Annotated in this window: 2 protein-coding genes and 1 pseudogene; 2 read left to right on the top strand and 1 reads right to left on the bottom strand. The window is 62.7% G+C overall.

Going from position 1 to position 2,259, the window contains the following annotated elements:
* Positions 1 to 426, top strand: a pseudogene (locus tag MOV74_RS36420) (hypothetical protein); the annotation flags it as partial.
* Between the two features lie 101 nt (positions 427 to 527).
* A complete protein-coding gene (locus MOV74_RS36415) occupies positions 528 to 1,640 on the top strand; it encodes a hypothetical protein (protein WP_246932140.1) in 1,113 nt (370 codons plus the stop codon).
* A gap of 27 nt (positions 1,641 to 1,667) precedes the next feature.
* On the opposite strand, the gene MOV74_RS36410 is transcribed toward MOV74_RS36415, so the two are convergent.
* A partial coding sequence (locus MOV74_RS36410) for a Spy/CpxP family protein refolding chaperone (RefSeq protein ID WP_246932138.1) occupies positions 1,668 to 2,259 on the bottom strand: 592 nt, incomplete at its 5' end.

Below are 2,259 nucleotides of genomic sequence, written 5' to 3'. Positions count from 1 at the left end.
TGGCTCGATGTCGGCGGCGCCAGCGCCTTCTACGGGGCCGCCCCGCCCTTTGCGCAGAAAATGTTCGCGGGCCCTCCGCGCGCCGATCTGACCGAGAACCTCGGAATCGCCTTGGTGCCGCGCGCGACCGATCCCAACGCCGGAAAGCCCCCGCAGGACCCGCACTTCCCGCGCAACCCGCCGAGCGACTATCAGTCCTACTATTACTTTGACGGCGTCCCGAGCCCAGAGAATTACCGCCTGCACGACTGGGCCAAGGACCACGCCCACAACCATCTCGGCGGCACCATGCGGCCCTGCCAGGCGGTCCCGGAGATGAGCCCGTTCTACATCGAGTTCGAGGAATATCTTGGCGGCTACAATTTCGGCACCGGCAACGCGCAGCTCGACTTCGGGGATATGAAGTTCGACTGGGCGTGCGGGTAGCCTGGGGATCGCCGGGCACGCGCAGCAGCATAGACCAACGGGATTGCCTGGGACGGATTTCCGGCTATTTTGCCGACATTGCTCGCCCCAGGAATAGTCCCATGCGCAATTGCGTCGGCTTCGTTGTCCTTGCCTTCGTCGTCCTGAATCCCGTGACCCTGCAGGCGGCCAACCGCTGTCCTAGCGATTTTAGTGTGGAACATCGTCTCGATGCCGAGCAGAAGGCGTCCCTCAATCTCAATGCACGCGAGCGCGCCGCCATCGAAGACCTGAAATACGCGACGATGCCGCCGATCAGGGACAGATACGACAAGAAGGAAATCGATCGCGACGAGTACAACCGTCTCACCGACCTGCGCGACCATGCTTTGAGCTGTATCGACGCCGACAACAATCTGAAGGATCAGCAGGCCTATTACACCGAGCAGCTCAAGCTGATCGATGCCGGCTGCAGCAAGGGCCCGGTCGACAAGATGTACGTCGGCTGGTTGAAGGAGGGCGAAGCCAGGAAAGCCAAGGCCTGCGCCAAGGCCGACCTCGAATATCTGTCCGGCATGATCCGGCAGCTCAAAGAGATCCAGGCCGACAAGCTCGCCCAGGAAGAAAAATCCACTCCGGCGGTGAAGGCGGCCGATGCGAGCCAGAGGCAAAGCCAGTTTTGCGAGAAGATAAGATCCGTCAGCTCCGAAGCCGCAACCCTCTTCGCTGCCATCACGAAGGAGAAGAAGGAGCAGTGGTTCATCGAACCCGGCACGCTTGGGAGCAAGGGCGTCAAGATCAGCGACCTCGCGGCGATCGACGAGTACGTCACCCCCGTGACCCTTTCGCAGGACTTCCTTTCGACCTCAGCCGTGTGCGCGATAGAAATGGGGACCGACAAGGACATCACGTTGCGCATCGTGCCGACCTATGAATGCGACTGGAAATACGACAAGACCACGCGACGCGAGCTGGAACAGCGTACTGACAAGCTCATGAATCTCGTGCGTGGCTGCTTCGGAACGACCGCCGAAGCCGGCGACTTCAACCGCCACGAGTTTGTCGGCGACGGCAAGGTGGCTGTTTCGGGTGATCTCTATTTTGGCGAGGGCAAGCCGTCCCGCATCTATCTCAAGATCAGGAAGCACACGCCAACGGAAGATGCGGCTTGCATTCACTACGGCTTCCAAAAGAAGGCCGAGGACAAGCAGCTCTGCATGACCCGCTTCCGGTGACAAAAGATGCCGCTCCGCGTGGCCCGATCACGCCCCGCGCTTCGGCCCGATCGCCTCGAACCCCGCCTTCTGCTCGTCGCTCAAGTCAGCCTCGAAATCATCGAAGGCATCAGCGACGCCGTTCACGGCCTGCAGCATCGTCTCCAGCCGTGCCTTGGCGGCAGTGAGGCGGGCTTGCGGGGTCGCGGCGGGCTGTGACGGGCAGGCACTGAGCGTTTCCATGGTGCGCAGGGTGGTGTCCTGCAGCACCTCGAGGCGGGCGCGGGCGGTCTCGTCGAGGCGAAGCGTCGCGGCGATGTCGCCCGCGGGCCATTGCTGCTGCACGAGCTGCTCATACTGACGCTGCAGCTTTTCGTCATAGCGTGGATCGCTGTTGGGATCGCATGCTGATGCAGCCTGCGTGTCCTTCTTCTGGCCCGCGGCCAGCGCGGCGCGGCGCTCCCTGGCCAGCCCGTCAAGCTTTGTCTTCTGGCCGTCGTCGAGGAGCCCCTCGAATTTCGCGAGCGCCGGCGCAAACGTGTCCATCGCCTTGATCATGACCGTGAGACGCTCGCGCATCAGGCCGAGGCGCTCCGCCGCGGTCGCGGGCACCTCTGCCGGGCAGGTGGCGCGGATGCTA

It is taken from the genome of Bradyrhizobium sp. SHOUNA76 (assembly GCF_023006445.1).
GTDB lineage: Bacteria > Pseudomonadota > Alphaproteobacteria > Rhizobiales > Xanthobacteraceae > Bradyrhizobium.
Note: the sequence above shows the minus strand (reverse complement) of the source record. Positions and strands in the feature narration are given on the sequence as shown.